We start from the raw sequence: 19,160 nt of genomic DNA, 5'->3' as shown, positions 1-19,160 counted from the left end.
TTGCTATGCTAATTATCTTAATTATACAACATCTGTGCTGAAAATGTAATATCTAAAGATGATCAATCTTTAAGCATGAGTTAAAAAATCCGGAATCCATTTTGGATTCCGGATTCGATGAAAACCTTTATCTTCAAGTTTTTGTATTACATTGGATAATATCCTCTTTCTTTTACAGCGTTTGCTACTCTGTTGATTGCAACGATGTATGCGGCGGTTCTCATGTCCGTGTTGTATTTTTCTTTTGTCTTGTAAACTTCTCCGAAAGCATTGACCATCATCTTTGTTAATTTCTTTCTAATATCGTCTATATCCCAGAAGAACGTTTGCAGGTCTTGTACCCATTCAAAGTAAGACACGGTAACACCACCGGCGTTTGCAAGAATATCTGGCACTACAAGAATACCTTTCTTAATGAGTACTTCTTCGGCTTCTGGTGTTGTTGGTCCATTTGCACCTTCAACTATTATCTTTGCTCTGATATTGTTAGCGTTCTTCTCAGTTATTGCATTTTCCAAAGCTGCCGGAACAAGTATATCAACATCTAATTCGAGTAATTCTTCGTTTGAAATAGGTTTTCCTTTTGGATAACCCTTAATTATACCTTTATTTGAATCTCTGTATGCAATTAGATCGTTAATATCAAGACCGTTTTCGTTGTATATGCCACCACTTACGTCACTTACTGCGACTATCTTCGCACCAAATTCTTCGCTGAGTATTTTCGCACTGTAAGAACCAACATTACCAAAACCTTGGATAGCTACAGTTGTTTTAGAGATGTCTTTTCCAAGTACTTTACAAGCTTCATTGGCTGTTATTGCCACTCCTCTACCTGTTGCTTCTGGTCTACCTTCCGAACCACCTAAGTCGAGTGGCTTACCAGTTACAACACCAAGTGCGGTATAACCAACGTTCATGCTGTATGTGTCCATATACCATGCCATGATCTTAGCGTTTGTATTTACATCTGGAGCTGGAATATCTTTCTGTGGACCAACTAATATTTGAATTTCAGAAAAGTACCTTCTGCTGAGTCTTTCAAGCTCTTTCTCTGAAAGCTTGGTCACATCGACCTTGACACCACCTTTACCCCCACCATATGGAAGGTTCATAACAGCACATTTCCAAGTCATCCAAAAAGCAAGTGAGGCAACTTCATCAAGATTTGTGTCAGGATGATACCTGATTCCACCTTTTGCAGGTCCTCTTGCTGTATTATGTTGTACTCTAAAACCTTCAAATATTTCAACTCTACCATCATCCATTACGACTGGGAAGTGAACTTCTAATATCCTCTGGGGCCAAAGTAAAAAGTTACCGATGTTTGGATCAAGGTCCATCAATTCAGCTGCTTTCAAAAACTGTTTTTGAGCATTTTCATACAACGGACCAAACGGTTTGAGGTTTCCCATAGTACTTAGTTTCATTTCTTGCACCCTCCTTGACTTTTTTGTTGCAGGTTCGGCCTGCAGCTTTTTGGATAAGTACATTTCTATTATCTTTTATGCAGTCGCCATGAGCAACTATAATTATTGTGAAGTGTATCACATTTTCTGAGGAAAATAGTTAAAATCTTCTTTTTTCTCATATATGTTTAGATATCTTCATGTATGCATTTTCGATTATCTGTCGTTATTTATTTAAACATCAGAATAATCCTTTGATTTCACCATTTTCGTCGATATCTATATTTACAGCAGCTGGTATTTTCGGCAAACCTGGCATTAGCATTATCTCTCCAGCTAAAGCTACAACAAATCCAGCACCAGCGCTAATTTGGAAATCACGAATGGTGAATTCGTAATTGGATGGTGCATTTATTTTCTTTGGATCATCTGAGATACTGTTTTGCGTTTTGGCTATTATAACTGGATAGTTGCCAAATCCATTCTTTTTTAATACAGACAACTTTGATTTTGCAACGTCTGTGTATATAACTTTTCCGGCCCTGTAAATTTCTTTTGCTATCATCTCTACTTTTTGTTCAACTGGTAAGTCTAAGCTCACAAGTGGTTTGTACTGGCTTGGTGTGGATTGAACGATTTCAACGACAGCTTGTGCGAGATCTATTGCACCCTCTGAGCCTTTTGAGTAAGCTTCGTTTATTACGCATTTCACCGGACAATTACTCAACACAGCGTCTATCTCTGACTTCGTATCCGATGAGAATTTATTAAGTGCAACAACTACAGGCAAACCATATTTTTTCATATTCTCAATGTGAACTTTCAAATTATCCATTCCTCTCAGTACTGCTTCTGTGTTTTCTTTTGTTAGATCATCTTTTGATACACCTCCATGATACTTGAGAGCTCTGATTGAAGCGACGATAACTACGGCATCAACAAAGATATTGCCTACTGGTGCAACGAAATCAAGGAATTTTTGGGCGCCAAGATCCGCTGCGAAACCCGCTTCAGTTACCACATAGTCTGCAAGTTTAAGGGCAAGTTTTGTTGCTACAATACTGTTTGTACCATGAGCAATGTTTGCAAACGGACCACCGTGTACAAATGCTGGCGTGTTTTCGATTGTTTGTACTAAATTAGGATTTATTGCGTCTTTCAACAATGCTGTAACAGCACCTTGAATGTGTAGATCTTTTACTCTTACTAATCCGCTATTTGATTGAGCAATTATGATCTCTCCTATTCTGCTTTTCAGATCTTGTAAGTCTTTTGCAAGGCATAACGCTGCCATGATTTCAGAAGCTGCTGTGATGATAAATCCATCTTCACGTGGGAAACCATTTGCGCTACCGCCTAGGGCTATAACTATTTCTCTTAATGCCCTGTCATTCATGTCCATAGCACGCTTCCAATAAACCTTTCTTATGTCTATTCCAAGCTCATTACCATGATTTATATGAGCATCTATCATTGCTGAAATCAAATTGTGCGCAGCTGTAACTGCATGAATATCACCCGTGAAATGCAAGTTTATATCTTCCATTGGTAAAACTTGTGAATAACCTCCGCCAGCAGCTCCTCCTTTAACCCCAAAGACAGGTCCAAGTGAAGGTTCCCTTATTGTAACTATAGATCGCTTGCCAATCTTGTTTAAAGCCATTGAAAGTCCTATACTTGTTGTGGTCTTTCCTTCACCAGCAGGTGTTGGAGTTATCGCGGTTACAAGGATAAGTTTACCATCCTGTCTATCTTGCAAGGTTTTTAAATACTTGTGGTCTACTTTTGCTATATATCTTCCATGCAGTTTTATCATATCGTCAGGAATTCCCAAATAGCGTGTTATTTCTGTTATATCTTTCAATTTAGCACTTTTGGCAATTTCGATATCTGACAACATGTTTATCACCCCCAGTCACAAGTTTATCATGATACTTGATCTTTTCAAAACTAACGACAATGTAGAAATTTTTTCCAAGTGCGATAGATATCACAAGAGGTAATATATGTTCAATTTCAGCCAAAGTCATGGTAAAATATGTATAATAATCGGCAAAAAAGCAATTTTAAGACCATTGAGAGAGCTGATCTTGGAGGTACGAGAAAATGTACAAGAATGTTGAATCAATAATCAAAGATATTCAAGATACTTTTTCTCAGTGCAACCAAAGTTTTGTTGTTGCCTTTTCCGGAGGTATGGATAGCACTGCAGCAGCTTTGCTTTGTGCAGAAGCAGTAGGTAAAGAAAATGTGGAACTGGTTCATGTTGTCTATGGCCCGTACACGTATGAAAACAGCATTAAGATAGTTTCTGAATTTGCTGAACAATACGGTTTTAAATTGACATTTGTTACCAACTTAGGTCAAGAGAAAATTTGGAAGTACGGTCCTTCTTGCAATATGTGTACAAAGGAAATTAAGATGAAAAGCGTACTTGAATATGCAAATGGACGTTTGGTCGTAACTGGTTCAAATTCGTCGGACACATGGGGTAAAACTGGCTTAAGGATATTTAATGGAATGTACGCACCACTCGGCGATTTGGAAAAAGATGAGATTAGAAATATACTCGATAGATTTGGAGTAAAAATAAGAAGAATAGGAGAACACGCACTTAGAGAAGGATGCAAATTAAAACATTTGCTTAAACCAATGACAAATCCATCGTATCATGGACAAGCAACAGCTCTTGCAAACGAGATTCTACTAAGATATTTTCCATCAAATAACGAGATTGCAAATGTGAAGATAGTTGGTCCGCTTTCGAAGAACATTGCGGTAGTTAACTTAAGACCATTCAGAAATGAAGTGTATGAAATAACAAAAGAAATAGAAAAACTTAGCGTTATTGATGAGGTCATAGTTGCAGATAGGCCACTTCTTTTGACAATTGTAGCTAATCCATCTATATATAGGGTGGAAGAATCTAAATTTTGGATTACCGAAGGAAAATTAAAACCAGAATTCGCAGTACCGATCAAGGTTGAATGGCACGAATCAAGAAACAATAAACTTAGAACATTTCACGTCGTGGAGGTGCGTGAATGGAAGACATACGAGATAGAGAAAGACGAATACTTGGAGAATTTGAGGAAAAACTCGGATATCGTTTCAAAGATATCATGCTCTTGTTCAATGCCCTCTGCCACTCAAGTTACACATACGAAGTGAATCAGCTTGGTAGAAATATTAAAAACAATGAAAGACTGGAGTTTCTTGGAGATGCTGTTGTAGAGTTGGTAGTTTGTGATTTGCTTTACAGAAACTATCCTGAAGCAACGGAAGGAGATATGGCAAAAGTTAAGGGAGCCGTTGCCAGCGAAGAAGTACTTACCGAAATAGCAAATGAATATCAGCTTGGTAGGTACATCTTCCTTGGCAAAGGTGAAGAAAAAACGGGTGGGAGATCAAGAAGCAGTATTCTTGCAGATGCATTTGAGGCTTTATGTGCCGCTATTTACCTTGATGGCGGACTTAAAAGTGTAATAAATGTTTTTGGTAGAAATTTTGCTACGGCGATAGAGATCTTTTTGACAGGTCAGAGAATATTCGATTATAAAACCGCTTTACAAGAAATAACCCAGGAGCGTTACAAAGAACTGCCGGAATACAGAACCGTTAAAAATGATGAGAATGGGAAGTTTACGGTTGAGCTGTATATACAAGGACGCAAGATATCAACTGGAAGTGGATATTCAAAAAAAGATGCCGAGAAAGATGCTGCTAAAAAGGCATATGAACTGCTTGTTGAAGATACGGAAGGTTCAAATGGGAGTGATTAGGTATCGATATACAAACTTTACTTAGAATGTACGAAGACTACCTCGTACATGTCAGAAGAAGTTCCGAAAACACAGTTAAGGCGTATTTAAAAGATATAAAGCGATTCTTCGAGTATGTCCAAAAAGCTCCAAAGGATGTCACAAGATCCGACGTGGAGAATTTTGTGAAAGCGTTGTCAAAAGGTGAAATAACAGGCGATAATGTTACAGAGAGCACTATTTCTCGGTATATTTCTTCGATAAAAACTATTTATGATTACTTACAGTTACTCGGTTTAATAGGTGAAAATCCAACGGAAAGAATAAGACATCCGAGATTAAGAAAGAAAATTCCAAACTTCCTTACCATGGAGGAAGTCAGGTTAATGTTGGATGCTTACGATGAAGTAAAAGAACTAAAATACAAGACCATAATCTCACTACTTTACTTTTGTGGACTACGTGTTGGTGAGTTGTGTAATCTGAGAATTGAAGATATTTCACTTTATCCACCGTATTTGAAAATTGTGATGGGTAAAGGTAATAAAGACAGACTTGTACCAATCAACGAGTTAATCGTTCCATTACTTGAGAAATATTTAAATACGTATAAACCCAAGATTTATTTTGTAGAGAACAAAGGTAAACCCGTACATCCATCAACAGTTTTTAGAATTGTCAAGAGAGCTGCTAAGAGGGCTGGAATAACAAAACATATACATCCTCACACACTCAGACACTCTTTTGCAACACATTTGATAATGAACAACGTAAACGTTAAAATCGTTCAAGAACTCTTAGGGCATGCAAATTTGAGTACCACAAGCATATATTTACACGTTGCTGATAAAGAAAAATTTGATGCCGTTAAGAAATTGGTTATTTAAAAAATACAATATTAAATTAAAGAGGTATCCATATGGAAGGCGGATTAAAAGATTCAGAAGATAAAAAAGTAGTGACAGAAGAAGAAGACTTTAGTGTAGATTGCGAAAATTTTGTAAAAGATTTAGAAAGACTACTTGATAAAAAAGTGAGCAAAGACGAAAAGAACAAAATCGAGCAAGCCTTAGAAATGGCTAAAATGGCCTACGAAGGCTTGTATAGAAAATCAGGTGAACCATTTATCGTTCATCCTATTGAAGTTGCAAAGATTGTTGCAATGTTGAAACTTGACATGGATAGCATAATTGCAGCTATACTGCATGATGCAATAGAAGATAGTAACGGTAAAGTAACTTACGAAATGATAGAAAAGAGATTTGGAAAAAGTATAGCACTGATAGTCGATGGTGTAACAAAGGTCAGCAAAATAAATGCACCTGTTGGAAATGTAGAACAAAGGAAAAAATTAGAGACTATTCAAAAGATGCTTTTTGCAATGGCAGAAGACATAAGGGTCATTTTCGTGAAACTTGCAGACAGGTTACACAACATGCGCACAATAGACTTTGTTGATGATGTTGAAAAGAAAAGGTACAAGGCTATGGAAACTTTGGAAGTTTACGCTCCAATCGCACATAAACTTGGTATTAACGTTATTAAATCAGAACTTGAAGACTTATCTTTCAAAGTACTTTACTATGAAGAATATCAAAAAATAAAGCAGCTAATCGCTCAGAAAAGAGTAGAAAGGGAAGAAAGGTTGAAAGTTTATATCGAACAACTTTTGAATTCCCTCAGGGAGCATAACATAGATGCGAAAGTTGAAGGGAGGTATAAACACTATTACAGTATTTGGAAAAAGATGGTGCAGAAAGGCAAAGATTTCAATGAACTTTTTGATTTAATGGGGCTTCGTGCTATTGTAAAAGACGTGACAAGTTGTTATACAACAATCGGTATTGTGCATAATCTTTGGGTACCATTACCAGGTCGATTTAAAGATTACATAGCTGCTCCAAAATCCAACGGTTATCGTTCCATACATACAACGGTGATAACGCAGTTTGGTGAACCTCTTGAAGTACAAATAAGAGACTATCAAATGCATGAAGAAGCAGAATACGGCTTAATAGCGCACTGGGTGTACAAAGAAGGTGAAGAAACTGTAGATATAAAACAAAAATGGATCCTTAGACTTGCTGAATGGAGGAAGGAATTAGCGCAAGGTTATGCAAGCTTAGATGACTTGAAAAAAGAACTCCAGATGTCTGAAGTTTTTGTGTTAACTCCGAAAGGTGAGATAATACACTTGCCTTACGGTGCCACACCTATTGATTTTGCATACGCTGTTCATACAGAAGTTGGTCATCATTACGCGGGTGCTAAGGTTAATGGAAGAATAGTACCTATAGATTATCAATTAAACAATGGTGATGTCGTTGAAATAATCGTAAACAAATCATCTCCAGGACCAAGCCTTGACTGGCTAAGATATGCAAAAAGTCCACGAACAAAGGCGAAGATAAAACGATTCTTCAAAGAAAAAGAAAGAGAGCAGTTGATTGAGCGTGGAAAAGATGTACTACGCAGAGTTGCCAAGAGAATTAACGTATCGATAGAAGAACTGCTTGAAAGACCAGAATTGAAAAAATATCAGGTGCTTCATCAAATAGATGAAGAAGAATTCATAACTCGGCTTGGAGACAAGACTATAACACAAGAAGATCTAATGGCTATTCTCGGTTACAAAGAACAACAAAAGAAAAAGATAGAGACAAGAAAGAAAAAATCAACGGGGACTTTAGTCCTTGTTGACGGAGTCGATGGTTTGGAAACTGTATTTGCCAAATGCTGCAATCCAATACCTGGAGATAGAATAGTTGGTGTAGCAAGTAAAAGAGGACTGGTTATTCATCGTGCCGGTTGTGTAAATATATCAAATCTTGGAAATGACAGAAAATTTCCAGCTATTTGGCGCCCCGATATCACTGCACAATTCGGTGTGCTTGTGAAAATGGAACTCGATAAAAAAGAACGTGTACCTGATTTACTCTCAAGAGCGATGGATAAGAAAATAGAGATAAGAAATTTCAAATTTGAGAGCATATCAGACGATTATGTTATAATATCGCTAAACGTAAATGTAAAGTCACTTGAGGAGCTAGAAAATATAATAGGCTTCTTCAAAACGGCTCCAGGTGTTAGAAAGGTGGTGCGTTCTTAGTGAGAGCTGTTGTTCAACGTGTTACAAAGGCAAGTGTATCAGTCGATAATGTAATCGTAGGTAAAATAAACAAAGGTATAGTTATTCTACTTGGTGTTGGAAAAGATGACGATATAGACGACGCAAAATACATGGCGGAAAAGATTGTTAATTTGCGTATTTTTGATGATGAAAATGGAAAGATGAATCTATCTTTACTAGATGTTAATGGTGAAGCGCTTATAATTTCTCAGTTCACCCTTTACGGTGACTGTAGAAAGGGTAGAAGACCATCTTACACGGATAGTGCCAGCCCGTTGATCGCACAGCAATTGTACGAAAAATTTATTGAGTTGGTGGCAAGCTATGGTGTATTTGTTCAGACCGGGATTTTTGGAGAACATATGGAAGTTGAGATACATAACAACGGACCGGTAACCTTGCTTATCGATTCTAAGAAGGTGTTTTAAATATCATGTATATCATTCATCAAACACATAAAAACTGTCATTTGTTGCATGTATGTTGCGCACCAGATCTTGTGATATCATACTTATCAGGGGCACGTGGCGACGTATTTTTCTACAATCCCAACATACATCCTAAGGACGAGTATGAGAAAAGATATATTGAAGTCTTGAAAGTTGCAAAGCTTTTTAACATGAATGTACTTGATGCTTCATATGAACCGGAAATCTTTTTCAAAGAAACGAGAGGTTTTGAAAACGATCCAGAACTTGGTAAAAGATGCGAAATATGTGTAAAAATCAGACTACAAAAAAGCTTTGAAGTGGCAAAAAAGTTTGATTACAAATCTTTGTCGACTAGTTTAACAGCTTCTCCAAAAAAATCTGTAGAAATTATAAACAAAATAGGTCTTGAGCTTGGAAAAAGCAGTGGTGTTGTTTATCTACCAAACGTTTATAGAAAAAGCTTTCTTTACAACGATGCACAAAGACTTATAAAGCAACTTGGAATTTACAGACAAAATTATTGTGGATGTGTTTATTCTTTAAAATTCTCACGTGATAACCTTAACTTCTCCAATTCTAAGACTACTGAGGTGCTGTAGATGAAGGTATACTTTCAAATCGAAGATATGGAACCAGAAAAGCAGATTTATGGAAAAATTGCGATGATGTCGAAAGTTAGAGTTGAGTACGATTACAATGGCGAAAAGTATCTTATTTTACCTTATTCTTTTGGTGAATTAACCCTCCTTGTTGAAATAAATAATGAAGAAGAAGTTTTTAATCAGACTCTTGATAGCTATTTGCGAAAATTGTTAATGGAAAATTTTGTTTATCCTGAGGAAATAAAAAAGCTCTCATTGCATTTCAAAACAGATTTGAAAAAATTCAGAATACTTGTGGTAAAATATAACAATGTTGAAGAAAAAGAATTTTCAAGGTATTCGCTTTCTAATATAACTTTTGGTGTTGTTAACTACCACGACCAGGATATACACATAGTACCAAGTAGTGTCAAAATAAAACCCAGGGATGGGTATTGTTTATCATCTGTAGTACAGACACCTGAAGAGGGTTTAAGGCAGGCTTTGTTGGTGCTTAAATGGTTTGGAACAGGTGATTACGAACAGTTGCCAAAGTTGGCATTAGAAAAAGACTTGGAACTCAAGGAATGGGAGAATTTTCTGAAATATTTTTTGTTTTCTGAAATCGATGATAAGTATTTTCCAAACGTGGTTAGAAAATTAAACGAATTTAGAAGAACAACTTATTTTGACCCAGTTAGGAACATAGAAAAGATAACTCTTGGTATATGCGTTGCCAAATCAGACCAGAGTTTGTCACAGCTTGAATTTGAAGAGTTTATCTAAAATTGTAGTTAAATTGATATCAACAGAGTACTGGGAGGCGATCTTTTTGGAACAAACATTAACACTTTCATTCGTTGGATTGGTTGAAAACATAAAAATAGCAAGAGCTGTTTTACATACATTTTTGACATTTAGAGGCGTTTTCGATAAAGATATATTCGATACCGAATTAGCTATCAACGAAGCAATAGCTAATATCATTCAACATACGTACAAGAACGAACCTAAATACATTGTAATGACGGTTAGTTGGGTAAATCCGGATACGATTGAGATACTTCTCAAAGATTTTGGTCCAAAGGTTGATCCAAGTAAAATTAAATCCAGAGATTTGGATGATATTAGACCTGGTGGACTCGGTGTTTATATAATTCAGCGTATTTTCGACGTCATGGAGTTCAGAGATGTTAAGGAAGGTAACTTACTTTACTTGAAGAAAAAGTACTTAATCCCACCAAAAAAAGAAGACTGAATCTTTGGTTGCTTACCTTATTTAGGAGTGTATTGTCATGAAATGGTTTGTTGAGTTGTTGAAAAATGTATGCTTTTTATCAGCGCTTTTTGGTTTTCTTGGAGCCCAATTTATCAAAGTTATAATTTACAAAGACGTAAAAGTTTTTGGAAGATATGGTGGAATGCCAAGTGCTCACGTGGCTACTACTTCCGCTTTAGCCTGGGCAGTTGGTTATACGACAGGGTTTCAATCACCAATCACAGCTGTTGCTGCCATTTTTTTAGCAATAACTACAGCTGATGCCGTTGGACTAAGGAGAAATGTAGATCCAAATAAAGGGCATACACTGATGGAAGTTATATACGGATTTATTTTGGGTTGGATCGTTGCTGTATTAACAGTGAGGATTTTTAAGTGATTATGTTGATATAAAAGTATAAGAAAGGGGGATAAGGTTTGAGCATAAAGTACAGATTGGTATTAGTAATTTTCATTTTTTTGATAACAAATGTAACACACATGTTTGCTGATGTTCCAGATTGGTTTTCCACAGTTGTCAAACAAAGAAGATCTGGGGTAAAAGAAAAGACAACTCAAGAATTCATAGAAGAACTCTGGGAGACTATATATTCTATAAGTAATAAATACGAAATGGACCCGATCTTTATAACAACGGTTATAGCAATCGAAAGCAATTTCACAAATGTGAAGGGACCTGGCGGTGTTCTTGGAATGATGCAGATTCTTCCCTCGACTGCAAAAAATATTGCAAAACTTTTGAATCTAAAAGTGCCAGAAAACTGGGATTTACTACTCACAGATTATAAACTTAACATAACTTACGGTACAGCGTATCTATCATACCTTTATAAAAAAACTGGTTCGTTAACAAAAGCTCTTGAGTTGTACAACAACGGCAAAAACAAGACAACATATGCACAGATGGTGATGAAACAATACGAATATTACAAAAGTCTGAATGAGGAAGAATTGAGATACAAACAAGAAGTCTTTGGAAATCAGAACAACAATCAAAGTTATTTCGGTTTATTGAAAAACGATACCTCAACTTCATCGCAATGAATTCTTCTTAGACGGTACAAACAGAAAGTTTAAGACACTGACGAAGGGATGATAAATTTGATTCCAATAATTAGTATAAAGGATCTATCGTTTTCTTACGGAAATAATTTTTCTCTTGAAAATATAACTCTGTCAATAGAGAAAGGTACATTTTTTGGCATAATCGGACCAAATGGATCAGGAAAGACAACACTTTTGTCACTCGTTTTAAAATTTTTAAAACCCCATAGTGGTGCTATTTTCATAAACGGTGAAAATATTCAAAACTTGTCGCATAAAAAAATTGCCAAAAACATAGCATACATCGCACAAGATTTTAATCCTGTGTACGATTTTACAGTTGAGGAAATTGTTGAAATGGGGGCTATTGCAAGGACAAAGAGTTTCTTTGATAGCGACATTGATCCAAGTGAGGTTGATAACGCGTTAAAAATAGTAGATTTACTTGATTACAAAAAGCGGCTTTTTTCAACTCTTAGTGGTGGTCAGCAAAGAAGAACATTGATAGCCAGAGCAGTGTACCAAAACACACCAATTATAGTGGCAGATGAACTAACAAACCATCTTGATATTGGTCAGGCACTAAAAGTAATGGGGTATCTTAAATCACTAACTTTAATGGGGAAGACAGTCGTCGGTACTTTTCATGACATAACCCTTGCAGCCAAATATTGCGATTATATAGCTATAATGAAGGATGGAAAGATCCAAGAAAAAGGAACACCGAGACAAATTATAAGGGAAGATGTTATAAAAGAGATTTACAACATAAATGTCAAAATAATAAGGCATCCAGATGATGATTATCCGGTAGTGATTATCTAAAGTTACCCATCATTTTGTAACATAAGTTGCACAATTTTAAAGTTGACTTTTTGTCAAATTTTGTGGTACGATATAGCTGGATACAGCCTTTAAATTCGCCCAGTGAGGCGAGAAAGGAGGAAGTATTATGGAAAAATCGGAAGTTATTGGTGTTTCTCCGTTGGATTCATCAAAAGGTGTTAGTAACGTAACTGAACTTCCCACCTCTAAAAAGCTCATCTTATCGCTTCAGCATTTTGTGGCAATGTTTGGTGCAACTGTGTTAGTTCCCCTTCTAACAGGTCTAGATCCGCTTGTAGCACTCTTTACCGCAGGAATTGGTACTTTACTTTTCCATTTTACAACTGGTGGAATTGTTCCAGTTTTTTTGGGTTCAAGCTTTGCATTCATAGCTCCGATAATATTAGTCAATGAAAAGTATGGAGACATCCGTTATTCGCTTGGTGGAATAGTCGTAGCTGGAACTGTTTACCTACTATTTGCACTCATTGTCAAACTTGTGGGGGCAAGTGTTATAAAAAAGCTCTTCCCGCCCGTGGTTACTGGTCCAATGATAATGGTGATAGGTTTAGGGTTATCGCCTGTTGCGGTAAATATGGCATCATCAAATTGGCCCATAGCGATGGTTGTCATAATAACTGTAATCGCTTCAGCTACGATTTTTAGAGGATTTTTCTCACTAATTCCTGTTTTAACAGGCGTTTTTGTTGGATATATAACTTCCATGCTTTCTGGAATTGTAGACTACTCACCTATTTTGAATTCTCCCTGGATTTCCATTCCGAAGTTTGTATTACCAAAGTTCGATTGGACTGCGGTAAGCTTAATTGCACCTGTTGCTTTTGTAACTGTAATGGAGCATATTGGTGACATAACAACAAACGGTGCAGTTGTTGGGAAAAATTTCTTCGAGAAACCAGGTGCGCATAGAACATTGTTAGGTGATGGTTTGGCAACAATGGTTGCCGCAATGATTGGTGGTCCTGCAAATACAACTTACAGTGAAAACACAGGAGTACTTGCCATAACTAAGGTATATGATCCATCAATACTAAGAGGAGCGGCAGTTTTAGCAACATTAGTTGCTTTTCTATCGAAATTCGGTTCTTTATTGCAGACAATTCCCACAGCTGTCATAGGTGGAGTTAGCTTGATCTTGTTTGGAATGATAGCTTCTATCGGTGTTAGAACTTTAGTTGAAGCAAAAGTTGACTTTTCAAAATCGCGAAACTTAATAATAGCTGCACTTATCTTAACACTTGGTATAGGTGGCGCGAGTATAAAGATAGGTGGTATAGAATTGAAAGGAATGGCACTTGCTGCTATAGTTGGAATTATAGCAAATTTAGTTATACCTGAGAATTTGGAAAAGTGAGACAGATGAAAAAACTTACGCATAAAGCCGTGGGGGATTGTAGATGAGTATTTCAAGGCATTTGTATCCGTTTAAGACCTTAGGTTTTATCGGTGGTGGACAATTGGGGAAAATGATGGCACTTGAAGCTAAACGTATGGGCTTTAGGATAATAGCACTTGACCCAAGCCCCGATTGTCCTATTTCGACTTTGTGCGATGAACTAATAGTTGGGAGTTTATACGATGAACAAGCATTGAGCAAACTAGTCGAAAAATCTGATGTTGTTACATACGAAATTGAGCACACAAACACTGAATTTTTGAAAGAACTTTATGATAAAGGTTACAATATCCAACCCTCACCTTATATACTTGAAATAATAAACGATAAACTACGCCAAAAGAAATATCTCATATCAAATAAATTTCCAACAACCAAAATCCACGAATTAGACCTGACGCACTATAACAACAAGCAAAAAAGAATAGAAGCTATTGAGAGACATAAAATAACCTTCCCTTTTGTCCAAAAAGCTAAAAGGGGCGGGTACGATGGTAGGGGTGTTTTTATTTTAAAAAATGAAGATGACCTGGATAAAATCATACGTTCGGAATCTTATATCGAACAGTATGTCGAAATATCAAAAGAAATCTCGATATTGTTAGCAAGGGATAAGAACGATAACATAAAAGTTTATGAGCCTGTGGAGATGTTATTCTCAGAATCTGGGAATATTTTAGATATGCTTATCAGTCCAGCAAGGATAAGTGATAATTTAGCAAGAATTGCAAAAGAAATTGCGGTGGAAGTTGTGAGAAGTTTAAATGGTGTTGGTATTTTTGCTGTGGAGATGTTTATCACATCTAATGAGGAGATATTAATCAACGAGATTGCGCCTCGTGTTCACAATTCTGGGCATCACACAATAGAGGCATGTTACACGAGCCAATTTGAGCAGCACATAAGGGCTATATCTGACCTTCCGCTTGGTAGTACATACCAACACACTCCAGCAGTTATGATTAACCTGCTTGGTGAAGAAGGATACAGTGGAAGACCAGTCGTTGAAAATTTGGAAGATGTGTTTTGCACAGACGGAGCCTATTTTCACTTTTATGGAAAAAGCTATACCTCACCAAGAAGAAAGATGGGCCACATAACGATTTTGGATAAAGACATTGAAAAGGCAATTCAAAAAGCCATTTACTTAAAATCAAGGGTAAGAGTTATATCCAAATGATGGAGGGAAATTATGAGCAACTTATCAGTACCTTTAGTTGGAATAATAATGGGAAGTGATTCTGATTTAAAAGTTATGAAGCAAGCGGCGGAAGTTTTGGAACACTTTGGCGTACCTTACGAAATCACAATTGTTTCAGCGCACAGAACACCAGAAAGGATGTATGAATATGCAAAATCTGCAGAGCAAAGAGGAATAGAAGTAATTATCGCTGGAGCTGGTGGTGCTGCACATTTACCTGGTATGGTTGCTTCTATTTCCGTTCTCCCGGTGATAGGTGTTCCTGTGAAAGGTTCTTCACTTGATGGTTTGGATTCTTTGCTTTCGATTGTACAAATGCCAAAGGGTGTACCTGTTGCAACTGTTGCGATAAATAACGCGCAAAATGCGGGTTTGCTAGCCGTTCAGATGCTGTCTTTGAAGTATAAGGAACTAAGAGATAAGCTAAGAAAGTATAAAGAAAAACTTAGAAACGAAGTGATTGATAAAGCGTTGAAACTTGAAGAGATTGGTTACGAAAAATACTGCCAGCAAGAACAATTTTAGTACATACGAGGTGACAATCATGAACATAATCTCTGAAGGGAAGACAAAGAAAGTAGAAGATCTTGGCACAGAAGTTATATTGCATTTTAAAGATGACATAACTGCTGGGGATGGGGCCAAACATGATGTACTTTATAATAAAGGTTTTATATGTTCGCAAATTACAGCAAGATTGATGAAATACTTGAACTATAAAGGCATCTATACAATGTTTATAGAGTACATACCACCCAACAAAATAAGGGCAAGAAAGCTGAAAATGTTTCCACTTGAGGTGATAGTTAGGTTTAAAAAAGCTGGTTCTTTTGTGCGAAGGTATGGTGGAGTTGAAGGTGAAGAGTTATCATCTCCACTTGTCGAGTTTACTTACAAAAGTGACACACTACACGATCCACTTATGTGTATAGAACATCTGGAGGTTCTTGGAATAGTAACAAGGGAAATTGCAGAAAATATAATATTACAAGCTAGGGAAGCGGGAAGATATTTGAAAGAATTTTTTGAAAAAAATGGTCTTGAATTGTGGGACATGAAATTTGAATTTGGGATAGATGCTGAAGGTAAAGTATGCCTAGGTGATGAAATCTCACCAGATACGATGAGATTGAGAAAATCAGGAGAGATATTTGACAAAGATATATACAGAAGAGATTTAGGTAATCCATTAGAAAAATACGAGGTGGTGTTAAGACTATGCCAATCTATCGATTTATGATTGATATCCAATACAAGAGTCATGTGCGTGATCCAAGAGGTGAAACTATTAAGAGGGTCTTAAACGAGGAATACGACATACCAGTGAAGAATCTGCGTCTTGGCAAATCCATACACTTGGAAATAGATGCAGAAACGAAAGAAGAAGCACTACGGCAAGTAGAGAAAGCTTGCGAAAAGTTACTTGTTAACACGGTTACTGAAACATTTGAGGTGAAAGAAATATGAATATTCCCACACCAAACGTACCAAAAGCACAAGTAGTTGTCTACCCTGGAAGTAACTGCGATAGGGATGCGCTGTGGGCGTTGAAATATGTAGGTTTTGATGCCGAACTCATAGATATATACCAAGACATTAATGCTGATCTTTTAGTATTACCTGGAGGTTTTTCGTATGGTGATTATTTGAGAGTAGGGGCTGTGGCAGCAAGAGAACCAATAGCTTATAAAATAAAAGATTTTGTTAACTCTGGAGGGTTTGTTATCGGAATATGTAACGGCTTCCAAATCCTTGTTGAAATGGGATTATTAACCGGTGCGTTACTTCAGAACGCATGTGGGCATTTTATTTGTAAAATTGTTGAGCTTGAAATTGTCGATAACACAACGCCATTTACAACATATTTTCAAAAAGGTGAGATCATCAGATTACCAATTGCTCATGGCTTTGGAAGGTATGTCAAAGTCAATGGTACCATACCAGTTTTAAAATACACAGAAGATGTTAATGGTTCAGAAGACCTTATCGCAGGAATAACGAACCATGCAAAGAATATTTTAGGATTAATGCCACATCCAGAGAGGGCAATTGAAAAAATTCTTGGTTCAGATGATGGTCTGAGGATTTTTTTAAGTGTTTTTAATTATATAAAAACTAAAAAGCTAGCGATGTTTCAAGAAAAAGAAGGTGCAAAAGTATGAAGTACCTTCAAATATTGGAATCAAAACTTGGAAGAAAGGCAACGAAGGCGGAAATAGAAGCCTTTACTGTAATGTGGAGTGAACACTGTGGCTATTCGCATACCAAAGGATACATAAGGCAGTTACCAAAAATTGGTACCGGAGGTAATGCCGGAGTAGTAACTTTAGATGACTATCATTTCCTTGCCTTCAAAGTAGAAAGTCACAATCATCCAAGTGCTATAGAACCATTTAATGGTGCAGCTACAGGAGTCGGTGGAATCATAAGAGACGTGCTTGCCATGGGAGCGCGTCCTACGGCGATTCTTGACTCGCTACACATGCATAAAATTATTGATGGGATAATAGAAGGTATAGCTGATTACGGTAACTCTATTGGAGTCCCCACCGTAGGTGGTGAGCTGAGAATATCCAATTACTATAAGCATAATCCTCTTGTTAACGTAATGGCAGTGGGTGTAGGAAAACATGAGAATTTAATTCCCTCAAAAGCTTCCCGACCCGGTCAAGTTATTATCATATTTGGTGGTGCTACAGGACGCGATGGAATACACGGTGCATCTTTCGCATCTGAAGATTTAACAGGTGAAAAAGCAACAAAATTGTCAATTCAAGTGGGAGATCCATTTGCAGAAAAGAACCTAATAGAAGCATTTCTTGAAATGATAGACAAAGGTTTGGTCGAAGGAGCACAGGATCTTGGGGCAGGAGGTGTACTGTCCGCCACCAGTGAACTAGTTGCGCGGGGTAACCTTGGAGCAATCGTTCATCTTGATAAAGTACCTCTTAGGGAACCAGATATGCATCCTGTTGAAATTTTAATAAGTGAAAGTCAGGAAAGAATGGCAGTTGTTACATCGCCTGAGAAAGTCGATGAAATTTTACGAATAGTTAGGAAGCATTTGCTGTATGGAGATGTGGTGGCTGAGGTTACAAGTGATGGAAGATACATCGCACTTTACAAAGATGAAGCTGTACTAAACGTCCCAGCCAAACTAATAGAAGAATCGCCAGAAGAACCTACATTTGATTACGAACCATCCAGCATACCAAAATTCAAATGGATAAGGTTTTTAGATGTTGATGCAAACCAAGTTTTTGAAAGATACGACTATATGGTTGGTACAGATACCATTTTACCCCCGGGATTTGGACCAGCCGTAATGAGAGTGAAAAACTCGGTTGCATATTCTTTATCTATTCACAGTAGGGCAGATATTGGTTTACAAAGTCCTTATTGGGGAGCTTATATAACGGTACTTGAAAGTGTTAGAAAGACACTTTCTGTTGGTGCTAAGCCTATCGCTATCACTGATGGCATAAACTACGCAGATCCAGATATCGATCCCTTAGGACTTGCTGCCCAAATGAGGGGATTAAAAGATGCGTGTGAATTTTCAGATGTACCAGTTGCATCCGGTAACGCTTCACTTTACAATACTTACAAAGGTAAAGGTATACCACCAACACTGGTAGTTGGGATGGTTGGAAAAGTTGAGACACAACTCATAAACAAACCTAAGAAAGGACCTGTGTACGCTGTGGGGTTTAAAGACTTTCAAATGGAACGTGAAAAGAAACTTTGGAGTGAAATAGAAAAGATCGTCAACCAAAAATGCTTTGTGCTCAGTATGCATGATTATTCAAGAAGAATCACTTTTGAAACCATATTGAGAAAAATTGGCTTCAATCCAAGAATCAGAACGCCAAAACATGAACCTGTTCATCAATTGATCCTTGTTTTTGGCGAACCTCAGACAGATCTCCCGAAAGAGAAAATAGGACATATATATTGATTTTTACATTTTAATTAAAGCAAAAATATCCTGACTCCAAAGTCAGGATATTTTTTTCAAAATCATGTTGCAATTTTTTGTAATTTTTGTTGTATAATCAACATAGAAATTTGCAGATTTCTTG

The 19,160-nt window shown here is 36.9% G+C and carries 20 protein-coding genes; 18 read left to right on the top strand and 2 right to left on the bottom strand.

Annotated elements, in window-relative coordinates:
* Nucleotides 1-146: 146 nt before the first annotated feature.
* Together N2Z58_05310 and N2Z58_05305 are read right to left on the bottom strand one after the other, a co-directional pair.
* Nucleotides 147-1,430 carry a Glu/Leu/Phe/Val dehydrogenase gene (locus N2Z58_05310; protein MCX7654072.1) on the bottom strand — a complete coding sequence of 428 codons (1,284 nt, stop codon included), beginning with the start codon at nucleotides 1,428-1,430 and terminating at the stop codon, nucleotides 147-149.
* Nucleotides 1,431-1,650: 220 nt separating this feature from the next.
* Nucleotides 1,651-3,309 carry a formate--tetrahydrofolate ligase gene (locus N2Z58_05305; GenBank protein ID MCX7654071.1) on the bottom strand — a complete coding sequence of 553 codons (1,659 nt, stop codon included), beginning with the start codon at nucleotides 3,307-3,309 and terminating at the stop codon, nucleotides 1,651-1,653.
* 206 nt (nucleotides 3,310-3,515) lie between these two features.
* Between N2Z58_05305 and N2Z58_05300 the strand changes: the two genes are divergently transcribed.
* The 18 genes from N2Z58_05300 to purL all read left to right on the top strand — a co-directional run bounded on the left by N2Z58_05300 (nucleotide 3,516) and on the right by purL (nucleotide 19,036).
* A complete protein-coding gene (locus N2Z58_05300; GenBank protein ID MCX7654070.1) occupies nucleotides 3,516-4,580 on the top strand; it encodes a 7-cyano-7-deazaguanine synthase in 1,065 nt (354 codons plus the stop codon).
* Nucleotides 4,463-5,191 carry a ribonuclease III gene (gene rnc, locus N2Z58_05295; GenBank protein MCX7654069.1) on the top strand — a complete coding sequence of 243 codons (729 nt, stop codon included), beginning with the start codon at nucleotides 4,463-4,465 and terminating at the stop codon, nucleotides 5,189-5,191. Before N2Z58_05300 ends, rnc begins: the two co-directional genes overlap by 118 nt.
* A gap of 26 nt (nucleotides 5,192-5,217) precedes the next feature.
* Nucleotides 5,218-6,057: a tyrosine-type recombinase/integrase gene (locus tag N2Z58_05290; GenBank protein ID MCX7654068.1), complete on the top strand. Its 840-nt coding sequence runs from the start codon at nucleotides 5,218-5,220 to the stop codon at nucleotides 6,055-6,057.
* 32 nt (nucleotides 6,058-6,089) lie between these two features.
* Nucleotides 6,090-8,279, top strand: a complete 2,190-nt coding sequence (locus N2Z58_05285) for a bifunctional (p)ppGpp synthetase/guanosine-3',5'-bis(diphosphate) 3'-pyrophosphohydrolase (GenBank protein MCX7654067.1) — start codon at nucleotides 6,090-6,092, stop codon at nucleotides 8,277-8,279.
* A complete protein-coding gene (gene dtd, locus N2Z58_05280) occupies nucleotides 8,279-8,728 on the top strand; it encodes a D-aminoacyl-tRNA deacylase (protein MCX7654066.1) in 450 nt (149 codons plus the stop codon). The genes N2Z58_05285 and dtd overlap by 1 nt, the downstream gene beginning before the upstream one ends.
* Nucleotides 8,729-8,733: 5 nt before the next feature.
* Nucleotides 8,734-9,330, top strand: a complete 597-nt coding sequence (locus N2Z58_05275) for an epoxyqueuosine reductase QueH (GenBank protein ID MCX7654065.1) — start codon at nucleotides 8,734-8,736, stop codon at nucleotides 9,328-9,330.
* Nucleotides 9,331-10,098: a DUF4940 domain-containing protein gene (locus tag N2Z58_05270; protein MCX7654064.1), complete on the top strand. Its 768-nt coding sequence runs from the start codon at nucleotides 9,331-9,333 to the stop codon at nucleotides 10,096-10,098.
* Nucleotides 10,099-10,144: 46 nt separating this feature from the next.
* Nucleotides 10,145-10,570 carry an ATP-binding protein gene (locus tag N2Z58_05265; GenBank protein MCX7654063.1) on the top strand — a complete coding sequence of 142 codons (426 nt, stop codon included), beginning with the start codon at nucleotides 10,145-10,147 and terminating at the stop codon, nucleotides 10,568-10,570.
* 37 nt (nucleotides 10,571-10,607) lie between these two features.
* The gene (locus tag N2Z58_05260) at nucleotides 10,608-10,970 is read left to right on the top strand and encodes a divergent PAP2 family protein (protein ID MCX7654062.1); all 363 of its coding nucleotides are present in this window, start codon (nucleotides 10,608-10,610) and stop codon (nucleotides 10,968-10,970) included.
* Between the two features lie 38 nt (nucleotides 10,971-11,008).
* Nucleotides 11,009-11,635 (top strand): transglycosylase SLT domain-containing protein, encoded by a 627-nt coding sequence (locus N2Z58_05255; GenBank protein MCX7654061.1) that lies wholly within the window; start codon nucleotides 11,009-11,011, stop codon nucleotides 11,633-11,635.
* A 48-nt stretch (nucleotides 11,636-11,683) separates the two neighbouring features.
* Complete coding sequence (locus N2Z58_05250) at nucleotides 11,684-12,460, top strand: ABC transporter ATP-binding protein (protein ID MCX7654060.1); 777 nt, start codon at nucleotides 11,684-11,686, stop codon at nucleotides 12,458-12,460.
* 127 nt (nucleotides 12,461-12,587) lie between these two features.
* Nucleotides 12,588-13,835, top strand: a complete 1,248-nt coding sequence (locus N2Z58_05245; protein MCX7654059.1) for an NCS2 family nucleobase:cation symporter — start codon at nucleotides 12,588-12,590, stop codon at nucleotides 13,833-13,835.
* 43 nt (nucleotides 13,836-13,878) lie between these two features.
* Entirely contained in the window at nucleotides 13,879-15,057 is a 1,179-nt protein-coding gene (locus tag N2Z58_05240) for a 5-(carboxyamino)imidazole ribonucleotide synthase (GenBank protein ID MCX7654058.1), read from the top strand.
* Between the two features lie 12 nt (nucleotides 15,058-15,069).
* A complete protein-coding gene (purE, locus tag N2Z58_05235) occupies nucleotides 15,070-15,603 on the top strand; it encodes a 5-(carboxyamino)imidazole ribonucleotide mutase (GenBank protein MCX7654057.1) in 534 nt (177 codons plus the stop codon).
* Between the two features lie 19 nt (nucleotides 15,604-15,622).
* Nucleotides 15,623-16,318 carry a phosphoribosylaminoimidazolesuccinocarboxamide synthase gene (locus N2Z58_05230; GenBank protein ID MCX7654056.1) on the top strand — a complete coding sequence of 232 codons (696 nt, stop codon included), beginning with the start codon at nucleotides 15,623-15,625 and terminating at the stop codon, nucleotides 16,316-16,318.
* Entirely contained in the window at nucleotides 16,297-16,545 is a 249-nt protein-coding gene (purS, locus tag N2Z58_05225) for a phosphoribosylformylglycinamidine synthase subunit PurS (GenBank protein MCX7654055.1), read from the top strand. The genes N2Z58_05230 and purS overlap by 22 nt, the downstream gene beginning before the upstream one ends.
* Nucleotides 16,542-17,240, top strand: coding sequence for a phosphoribosylformylglycinamidine synthase subunit PurQ (purQ, locus tag N2Z58_05220; GenBank protein ID MCX7654054.1), 699 nt, complete (start codon nucleotides 16,542-16,544; stop codon nucleotides 17,238-17,240). Before purS ends, purQ begins: the two co-directional genes overlap by 4 nt.
* A complete protein-coding gene (gene purL / locus N2Z58_05215) occupies nucleotides 17,237-19,036 on the top strand; it encodes a phosphoribosylformylglycinamidine synthase subunit PurL (protein MCX7654053.1) in 1,800 nt (599 codons plus the stop codon). Before purQ ends, purL begins: the two co-directional genes overlap by 4 nt.
* Nucleotides 19,037-19,160: the final 124 nt, after the last annotated feature.

Origin of the sequence: Fervidobacterium sp. (genome assembly GCA_026419195.1) — a bacterium.
Classification (GTDB): Bacteria; Thermotogota; Thermotogae; order Thermotogales; family Fervidobacteriaceae; genus Fervidobacterium.
This window is presented reverse-complemented; position numbering and strand designations above follow the sequence as displayed.

Coding starts and splice junctions, on each gene's coding strand:
- N2Z58_05310 (MCX7654072.1), bottom strand. CDS start 1,430: ATGAAACTAAGTACTATGGGAAACCTCAAACCGTTTGGTCCGTTGTAT.
- N2Z58_05305 (MCX7654071.1), bottom strand. CDS start 3,309: ATGTTGTCAGATATCGAAATTGCCAAAAGTGCTAAATTGAAAGATATA.
- N2Z58_05300 (MCX7654070.1), top strand. CDS start 3,516: ATGTACAAGAATGTTGAATCAATAATCAAAGATATTCAAGATACTTTT.
- N2Z58_05290 (MCX7654068.1), top strand. CDS start 5,218: ATGTACGAAGACTACCTCGTACATGTCAGAAGAAGTTCCGAAAACACA.
- N2Z58_05285 (MCX7654067.1), top strand. CDS start 6,090: ATGGAAGGCGGATTAAAAGATTCAGAAGATAAAAAAGTAGTGACAGAA.
- N2Z58_05275 (MCX7654065.1), top strand. CDS start 8,734: ATGTATATCATTCATCAAACACATAAAAACTGTCATTTGTTGCATGTA.
- N2Z58_05270 (MCX7654064.1), top strand. CDS start 9,331: ATGAAGGTATACTTTCAAATCGAAGATATGGAACCAGAAAAGCAGATT.
- N2Z58_05260 (MCX7654062.1), top strand. CDS start 10,608: ATGAAATGGTTTGTTGAGTTGTTGAAAAATGTATGCTTTTTATCAGCG.
- N2Z58_05250 (MCX7654060.1), top strand. CDS start 11,684: ATGATAAATTTGATTCCAATAATTAGTATAAAGGATCTATCGTTTTCT.
- N2Z58_05245 (MCX7654059.1), top strand. CDS start 12,588: ATGGAAAAATCGGAAGTTATTGGTGTTTCTCCGTTGGATTCATCAAAA.
- N2Z58_05240 (MCX7654058.1), top strand. CDS start 13,879: ATGAGTATTTCAAGGCATTTGTATCCGTTTAAGACCTTAGGTTTTATC.
- purE (MCX7654057.1), top strand. CDS start 15,070: ATGAGCAACTTATCAGTACCTTTAGTTGGAATAATAATGGGAAGTGAT.
- N2Z58_05230 (MCX7654056.1), top strand. CDS start 15,623: ATGAACATAATCTCTGAAGGGAAGACAAAGAAAGTAGAAGATCTTGGC.
- purS (MCX7654055.1), top strand. CDS start 16,297: ATGCCAATCTATCGATTTATGATTGATATCCAATACAAGAGTCATGTG.
- purQ (MCX7654054.1), top strand. CDS start 16,542: ATGAATATTCCCACACCAAACGTACCAAAAGCACAAGTAGTTGTCTAC.
- purL (MCX7654053.1), top strand. CDS start 17,237: ATGAAGTACCTTCAAATATTGGAATCAAAACTTGGAAGAAAGGCAACG.